Raw genomic sequence first — 7,890 nt, 5'->3', positions numbered from 1 at the left:
ACCTTCAACCACTACCGTCTGGGCGGCCGTGCCACCGTCCGGATCCACACCGGCTACGGCCGTGACACCAGCCGCGACCTCTACCAGGACCGCCGCAACGAGGTCTGGGACAACCGCTCCGACGAGGCCACGCTGCGCACCGACCGCGGCCGCTTCATCGACAGCGTCTCCTGGAGCCGGCACTACGACCGTGACGACCGCCGCGGGCACTGGGACGACCGTGGTCACGGCCGTGACGACCACCGCGGCCACGGTGACCACCGAGGTCATGGGGACGACCGCGGCCACGGCCGTGACGACCACCGCGGCCACGGCGACCACCGGGGTCACGGCGACGACCGCGGCCACGGCCGTGACGACCACCGCGGCCACGGCGACCACCGCGGACCCGTCCAGGGTCAGCAGGGACCGCGCCAGGGTCAGCAGGGCCAGCAGGGTCAGGGCCAGCAGGGTCCCCGTCAGGGCCAGGGCCAGGGCCAGGGCCAGCAGGGTCAGGGCCAGGGCCAGCAGGGTCCTCGCCAGGGCCAGGGCCAGGGCCAGCAGGGTCAGCAGGGTCAGCAGGGCCAGGGCCAGCAGGGACCGCGTCAGGGTCAGGGTCAGGGGCACCTCCTCGGTCACTGAACCTCGGCCCCTCGCTCACCCGCTCGGGGTGTACGTGGGTGACCTCCGGTCGGCATGCGGAGACGACCGGCCGTAGTTCCGGGCCCGCCCGGACCCGATGACGTACGAAACCGCAGGACGGCATCGCCGCGAAAGGCCCGCACCGGTCGGTGCGGGCCTTCCGCTTTCCGGACGGGTCGCGGCCCTCACAGCACCCGGCGTCTGCGTCCGAGCCAGGTCTGCGCGATGACCACGACGGCCAGGAAGGCGCCGCTGACGACCTGTTGGTAGGCGGAGTCCAGCGAGCCGATCTGGTTGATGACGTTCTGGATGACCTTCAGGAGCAGCACCCCGACGAGCGATCCGCTGATGAAGCCGAACCCGCCGGTGAGCAGGGTGCCGCCGATGACGACCGCGGAGATCGCCTCCAGTTCCATGCCCGAGCCGAGGATCGTGACACCCGACGCGAGCCATGCCGCGTTGAGCGCTCCGGCGAGTCCCGCGCACAGCCCGGAGAGCGTGTAGACGGAGATCTTCGTACGGGCCACGGGGGCGCCCATCAGCGCCGCGGCGTCCTCGTTCCCGCCGACCGCGTACACGTACTGCCCGAACCGGGTGCGCCTGAGGACCACCGCGCCGAGCACGAACAGCGCGACGGTGATCCACACGGGCACGCCGACGCCGAGCAGCTCCCCTTGTCCGATCTTCGCGAAGAACGACCCTTTCTCCACGAGGTACGTCTTCGAACCCTCGTCGGTGACGGAGAGCAGGATGCCCCGCGCGCCGAGCATCGAGGCCAGCGTGACGATGAACGGAGCGAGCCGCGAACGGGCGATCAGCAGGCCGTTGACGAGGCCGATCAGTCCGCAGACGGCCAGCGGCAGCAGCAACGCGGCGACCGCCCCGTACTGGGACGCCCAGGCTGCGAGCACGCCGCCGAGCGCGAAGAGCGAGCCCACCGACAGGTCGATGCCGCCGGTGATGATGACGAAGGTCATGCCGAGCGCGACCACGGCGAGGAACGCTGAGGAGAGCGCCATGTTCCCCAGGTTGTCGCCGGTCAGGAAGGTGTCGAAGCTGAGGGACGCCGCGGTCATCGCGACGAGCAGCGTGACGAGCGCGCCGTGCTGCTGCGCGAGAGCGCTGAGCCGTTCGGAACGGCCGGCGCCGGCCGGTTCCTCCTCCGCCGTGTTCTTCGCGCGCACCGCAATGTCCACGTCGGTCGTCATCGCTTTCCTCGTTCCCGGGCCGCGTACACGGCGAGGACGATCACCACGGCCTGGGCGATCTGGGTCCACGACGGCGGCAGATCGTGCTTGATGAGCGTGGTGGTGAGCAACTGGATGAGGACGGCGCCGGCGACCGTGCCGCCGATCCGGATCCGGCCACCGCTCAGCGGTGTGCCGCCGACCACGACCGCGGTGATGGCGGACAGTTCCATCAGGTTGCCGAGCGAGGACGGGTCGCTCGCGGTGAGGCGGGCGGTGGCGAGTACACCCGCGACGGCCGCGAGGACGCCGGAGCAGACGTACACGAGGACGAGGACGCGGCGCACGGGCAGTCCGGCGAGCTGGGCCGCGGGTCGGCTGTCCCCGATGGCGAGGAGACTGCGCCCGAAGGTCGTACGGCGTACGACGAAGCCCACGAGCAGGGCGAGGGCCGCGGCGATCAGGACGACGTACGGGACGCCCAGGACGTCACCGGAGCCGAGTTCCGCCATGGCCGGGTCGTGGACGTCCTTGAGCTGGGGGAGGAGCACCAGGGCCAGCCCGCGCCCGGCGACCATCAGGGCGAGTGTCGCCACGATCGGCTGGACGCCGACGAACGCGATGAGCGAGCCGTTCGCGACACCGATCACGGCGCCGCCGACCAGCGCGATCAGGACGGCGATCCCGGGGCCGTAGCCGAGATAGAGGGACAGGAGCGAGGTGGAGAGGGCCATCACCGAGCCCACCGCCAGGTCGACGCCCTCGCTGCCGATCGCCAGCGCCATGCCGAGTGCCACGATCAGGACCGGGGCGACCTGGACCGCCTGGGTGCGGAAGTTCTCCGTGGACAGGAAGTGCGGGGTGAAGACGGTGTTCACCAGGAACAGGACCACGACGCCCAGGTAGACGCCGTACTCCTGGAGCAGGGCCAGCAGCCGGTCGCGGTCGGCTGTCACCCGGCCGAGCGTCAGTTCAGTCATCGTGGACTCCCGGGTGGGTGCCCTCGTCGGTGGCAGCGGCCGCGACGGCGGGGGCGGCGGGTGCGGTGGCGATGGCGCGCATCAGCCGGTCCTCGGTGACGGCGTCGCCGGTCAGCTCCTCCACGACGGCGCCGTCCTTGAGGACGATCACCCGGTCGCTGCCCTCGACGAGTTCCTCGGGATCGGAGGAGATGAGCAGGACGCCCAGTCCGTCGTCGGCCAGTTCGTCGATCAGTTTCTGCACCTCCGCCTTGGCGCCGACGTCGATGCCCCGGGTCGGCTCGTCGAGAAGCAGGACCTTGGGCTGCATGGCCAGCCAGCGGGCCAGCAGCACCTTCTGCTGGTTGCCGCCGGACAGTTCGCCCACCTTCTGGTGGGGACTCGCCGCCTTGATCCGCAGCCGCTTCATGAACGTGTCGACGATCCGGTCGATGCGTGCCTCATCCACCAGGCCGAAGCGTGAGAGCCCGGGCAGCGCGGCGAGCGCGATGTTCTCGCGCACCGAGAGCCCGGGCACGATCCCCTCGGCCTTGCGGTCCTCGGGCAGCAGGCTGATGCCGGCCCGGATCGCCGCGGGAGTCGAGCCGGCGCGTACGCGCACACCCGCCACGACGACCCGCCCGGAGTCGGTGGGCAGTGCCCCGGCGATGGCCTTGGCCGTCTCGGTACGCCCCGAACCGAGGAGCCCGCCGAGCCCCACCACCTCACCGGGCCGCACCGAGACGGACACGCCGTGCAGTTGGTGACGCACGGTCAAGTCATATGCTTCCAGGACGGGTTCGGCCTCGGTGTCGTGACCGCCCGCGAACTTGGTCAGACCCTCCTGCCGTACGTCCGCGATCTCCCGCCCCAGCATCAGCGCCACGAGCCTGAGCCGGTCCAGTTCGGCGATCCGGCCCGTGTGGACGACCTTGCCGTCGCGCAGCACGGTGACCGCGTCGCAGATCTCGTACAGCTCGTCGAGCCGGTGGCTGACGTAGATCACCGCGATGCCCCGCTCGCGCAGCATCCGGATCACCCCGAACAGGGTCCGTACCTCGCGCGGTTCGAGCGAGGAGGTCGGTTCGTCCATGACGACGACCCGGGCGTCGACCGAGACGGCTCGGGCGAGGGCCACCATCTGCTGTGCGCCGACGCCCAGTTCGCGCAGGGGCCGGCGTACGTCGACACGCAGGCCGAGCTCGCCCAGTGCCGCCTCGGCCTGCCGGTGCATGGTCCGGAAGTCGATCAGGCCGAGGCGGCCGCGGGGTTCACGGCCGAGGAAGAGGTTGCGGGCCACGCTCATCAGCGGGACCAGGTTGACCTCTTGGTAGATGGTGGAGATTCCCGCGAGCTGCGCCTGGAGCGGGGTGGCGAAGCGGACCGGAGCGCCGTCGTACGTCACCTCGCCCTCGTCGGGCCGGTAGACGCCGGTGAGGACCTTGATGAGGGTCGACTTGCCCGCGCCGTTCTCGCCGATGAGGGCGTGCACCTCCCCGGCGCGGGCCGTGAAGTCCACGGAGGACAGGGCCTTCACGCCGGGGAAGGTCTTCGAGAGGCCGTTCACCGACAACATGTCAGTAGGCCTTGCCCAGGTCGGCCTTGGCGTTGTCCTTGGTGTACGCGCTGTCCTGGATGACGATGTCCTGGGAGACCTTCTCGCCCTTGGTGAAGGTGTCCAGGGTCTGGAAGGCGAGCGGTCCGAAGCGCGGGTTGGACTCGACGACGCCATCGATCCAACCGTCGACGATGGCCTGGACCGCGTTGCGGGTGCCGTCGATCGTCACGATCTTCACCGCACCCGGCTGCTTGCCCGCTCCCTTGAGGGCGTTGACCGCGCCGAGGCCCATCTCGTCGTTCTCGGCGTAGATCCCGGTGATGCCGGGCTTGGACTGGATGAGGTTCTCGGTGACCGACTGGCCCTTCTCCCGGGCGAATTCACCGGTCTGCTTGAAGACGATCTTGAGGCCCGGGGCCTTCTCCTTGACGCGGTCCTCGAAGCCCTTGGTGCGTTCGGTCGTCACGTTGTTGCCGGCCGCGCCCAGCAGGATGGCGATCTCGCCCTTGCCGCCGGTCGATTCGATCATCTGGTCCGCGGCCCGCTTGCCCTGCTCCACGAAGTCGGAGCCGATGAAGCTCACATAGTCCTTGCAGGCGGTGGCGTTGATCTTGCGGTCGATGGTGATGATCGGGATGTGCTTGGCGGACGCCGAGCGAAGGACGGGTTCCCAGCCGTCGGAGTTGAGCGGCGCGATCACGAGGAGGTCGGCGCCCTTGGCGATGAGGTCCTGGACATCGCTGATCTGCTTGGAGAACTGCGACTGGGCGTTGGCCGTCAGCAGCTTCACGCCCAGCTTGTCCGCCTCGGCCTTGATCGACGCGGTCTCGGCGATCCGGAAGGGGTTGGCCTCCTTCTCGGACTGGGAGAAGCCGACGGTGGCCGACTTCAGGTCGATCTTCTTGGCGCCGTAGGCGTCGATGGCGCAGGTCGGGCCCGAGCCCGTGGACGGTGAGGCGACGACCTGGCCCTGGTCGCTCGCTCCGGCGGAGCTCGTGTCCTTGCCTGCGGTGTCGTCCTCGGACTTCGCGCATCCGGAGACGAGCGCGAGGCTCGTGATGAGGCCGGTGGCGAGGAGGGTCCTGGCGGAGGTGCGGTGACGTGGTGCGAGCGGCTTCATGGAGTCCCCAAACGGCACGGCCCCGGCGCTGAGAGCGCTCCCGGGGATGATCGGCTCTTGCGGTCGGCTCGGTGTACTCGTCGTTCCGGGGAGGTTTTTACATCGTTGGAAGAGACCTGTAAACCCCTCCGTCCGAAATCCCGTCAGCGCCGCCCCAGCGTGCTCTCCCGCTCAACCAGCCTGAAATCAGCCGTCAGTTCACGTCCGCCGGGCTCGGTCCGGCCCGACAGGCTGCGCAGCAGGGAGGCCACCGCCATCCGCGCGATGGCCTGCTTGTCCGGCGAGATCGTCGTCAGGGTGACCGCGCCGAACCGGCCTTCCTCGATGTCGTCGAAGCCCACCACCGCCACGTCCCACGGCACCCGCAGACCGCGTTCGTGCAGCACCCGCATCGCACCGATCGCGACCAGGTCGTTGTACGCGAAGACGGCGTCCGGACGCACCCCGGAGTCCAGCAGCCTGGCCATCGCCCGCGCGCCCTCGTCGCGGTCCCAGCCGCCGACCGGCACCACGAGTTCGTCGGGTGCCGGCACCCCGGCCTCCGTCAACTCCGCGCGCCAGCCCGCCAGTCGCAGATGCGCGGGCCGGTTGGCCGAATCCGTGCGGGCCCCCAGGTAGGCGATCCGCGAGCGCCCGCGGCTCAGCAGATGGCGGACGGCGCTGCGCGCGGCCGACACGTTGTCGATCGCGATGTGGTCGTAGGGAAGTTCGTACTGGCGCTCGCCGAGCAGTACGAGGGGCACGTCGTCGGTGCGGGAGCGCAGATCCTCGTCCTCCAGCTCCAGCGGGCTGAGGATCAGACCGTCGATGACGTTCGCCCGGAAACCCTGGCTCACCAGAACTTCCTGTTCCCGGTCGCCGCGCGTGTGGTCCAGCAGGACGGTGAACTCGTGCTCGGCGGCGGCGTCGATCACGGCCCCCGCCAGCTCCGCGAAGTACGGGTTGCCCAGCTCGGGGACGGCGAGGGCGATGATGCCCGTGCGTCCTTTGCGCAGGTGGCGCGCCGTCAGGTTCGGCCGGTAGCCCAGCTCGTCGATGGCCTCCTGGACCCGGGCGCGCATGGCCGGGGTGACGTGCGGATAGTTGTTCACGACGTTGGAAACCGTCTTGATCGAGACGCCGGCGTGCTCCGCGACGTCCTTCAGGCTGACCCGCAAGGGATCTCCTCTTCATCGATGTGCGCCTCTGTCACCTGGCCGTTTGTCATGACCCTGGACAGAGGCCGGGACCCGTGCTGTGATGCCCACTCCCGCTACTTCCAACGTTGTACAGACTGAAGCAACGAGCCGCCACCCTTCCTCAGCCAAGGAGGATCCGTGCGCAAAAGCAGACTCCGAACCCACATGGCGCTCCTGTTCGTCGCGGTTCTCGGCCTCGCGGGCCTCACCGCGGCCCCGGCCGCCACAGCAGCCGACGACCCCGTGGAGGTCCACGGCCTGAAGGGCGAGTACTACACCCAGTCCGCCCCCGGCGCCTTCGACTTCCACGAGCTCAAAGCCACTGGATTAGACACCCACCTCGACTTCGACAACCTGGAGCCCCGGCTCTCCTTCGCCACCGGACAGTCGGACGACGTCAACGTCCGCTGGACCGGCCGGATCGTCCCCGAGAAGACCGGCCCGCACACGTTCTCGATCATCGGGGACAACGGCTTCCGGCTGTGGGTCGACGGGCACCTCGCCATCGACCACTGGGTCGACGACTGGGACCGCGAACAGACCTCCCAACCCCTCGACCTGACCGCCGGGCAGGCCTACGACATCAAGGTCGAGTACTTCGAGCACTTCGGCGGCTCCAACCTCCATCTGCGCTGGACCCCGCCCGGCGGCACCAAGACGACCGTCCCGCAGTCGGCACTCCGGCTGCCCGACGGATACGCCTACGACGGGGCCGTCGCCACCACGGTCCAGGCCGACGGCCGCAGCCTGCGCCTCGACTTCGCCCAGCCGCTCACCGCACCCCCCGCGAACCTCACCGACCACGTCGAAGCCGTCATCGGCGGCGCCAAGTGGCCGCTGACCACGGCCAAGTTGGACCCCGCCGACCCCAAGTCCCTGATCGTCGGCCTGAAGGAACCCGTCGTCGGCAACAAGTCCGGTACGGCCAAGGGCACCGCCGACCTGCGTTATGACGGCAAGGGCGATCTCTCCGGAACGAACGGCAACGTTGTCAGCGCCTTCTGGAGCAGCGGCCCCAACCGCTCCACCCACGAGCTGCGGACGAAGTGGGCCGACGACGTCGACGCCGGCAAGGCCCGCACCGAGTACCCCCGGCCCCAGCTCACCCGGACCGACTGGCGGGATCTCAACGGCTCCTGGCAGTTCGCCCCGGCCAAGGCCGGCGAACTGCCCGCGGCGGACGATCTCGACGGGGAAGCGCATCCGGTTCTCGTACGAGCCGCCCCAGCGGTCGTCACGCCGGTTGGCCTGGAGGGCGATGAACTCG

The 7,890-nt window shown here is 69.7% G+C and carries 5 protein-coding genes and 3 pseudogenes; 2 read left to right on the top strand and 6 right to left on the bottom strand.

The window, feature by feature from the left end:
* A pseudogene (locus ACWEBX_RS35575) lies at positions 1–252 on the top strand (lamin tail domain-containing protein); the annotation flags it as partial.
* A gap of 554 nt (positions 253–806) precedes the next feature.
* Here ACWEBX_RS35575 and ACWEBX_RS35570 read toward each other — a convergent pair.
* The 5 genes from ACWEBX_RS35570 to ACWEBX_RS35550 form a co-directional block, all read right to left on the bottom strand.
* Entirely contained in the window at positions 807–1,829 is a 1,023-nt protein-coding gene (locus tag ACWEBX_RS35570; protein WP_451888889.1) for an ABC transporter permease, read from the bottom strand.
* Positions 1,826–2,788 carry an ABC transporter permease gene (locus ACWEBX_RS35565; RefSeq protein WP_451888888.1) on the bottom strand — a complete coding sequence of 321 codons (963 nt, stop codon included), beginning with the start codon at positions 2,786–2,788 and terminating at the stop codon, positions 1,826–1,828. The genes ACWEBX_RS35570 and ACWEBX_RS35565 overlap by 4 nt, the downstream gene beginning before the upstream one ends.
* Positions 2,781–4,343 carry a sugar ABC transporter ATP-binding protein gene (locus tag ACWEBX_RS35560; RefSeq protein ID WP_451888887.1) on the bottom strand — a complete coding sequence of 521 codons (1,563 nt, stop codon included), beginning with the start codon at positions 4,341–4,343 and terminating at the stop codon, positions 2,781–2,783. The genes ACWEBX_RS35565 and ACWEBX_RS35560 overlap by 8 nt, the downstream gene beginning before the upstream one ends.
* A 1-nt stretch (position 4,344) precedes the next feature.
* Positions 4,345–5,445, bottom strand: coding sequence for an ABC transporter substrate-binding protein (locus tag ACWEBX_RS35555; RefSeq protein WP_451888886.1), 1,101 nt, complete (start codon positions 5,443–5,445; stop codon positions 4,345–4,347).
* A gap of 143 nt (positions 5,446–5,588) precedes the next feature.
* Positions 5,589–6,602 (bottom strand): LacI family DNA-binding transcriptional regulator, encoded by a 1,014-nt coding sequence (locus ACWEBX_RS35550; RefSeq protein WP_361685034.1) that lies wholly within the window; start codon positions 6,600–6,602, stop codon positions 5,589–5,591.
* 159 nt (positions 6,603–6,761) lie between these two features.
* Between ACWEBX_RS35550 and ACWEBX_RS35545 the strand changes: the two are divergent.
* Positions 6,762–7,796 (top strand): annotated as a pseudogene (locus tag ACWEBX_RS35545) (PA14 domain-containing protein); the annotation flags it as partial.
* On the opposite strand, the pseudogene ACWEBX_RS35540 reads toward ACWEBX_RS35545, so the two are convergent.
* Positions 7,797–7,890: pseudogene (locus tag ACWEBX_RS35540) on the bottom strand (oxidoreductase); the annotation flags it as partial.

It is taken from the genome of Streptomyces sp. NPDC005070 (genome assembly GCF_053600395.1).
This window is presented reverse-complemented; position numbering and strand designations above follow the sequence as displayed.

Coding starts and splice junctions, on each gene's coding strand:
- ACWEBX_RS35555 (WP_451888886.1), bottom strand. CDS start 5,445: ATGAAGCCGCTCGCACCACGTCACCGCACCTCCGCCAGGACCCTCCTC.
- ACWEBX_RS35560 (WP_451888887.1), bottom strand. CDS start 4,343: ATGTTGTCGGTGAACGGCCTCTCGAAGACCTTCCCCGGCGTGAAGGCC.
- ACWEBX_RS35565 (WP_451888888.1), bottom strand. CDS start 2,788: ATGACTGAACTGACGCTCGGCCGGGTGACAGCCGACCGCGACCGGCTG.
- ACWEBX_RS35570 (WP_451888889.1), bottom strand. CDS start 1,829: ATGACGACCGACGTGGACATTGCGGTGCGCGCGAAGAACACGGCGGAG.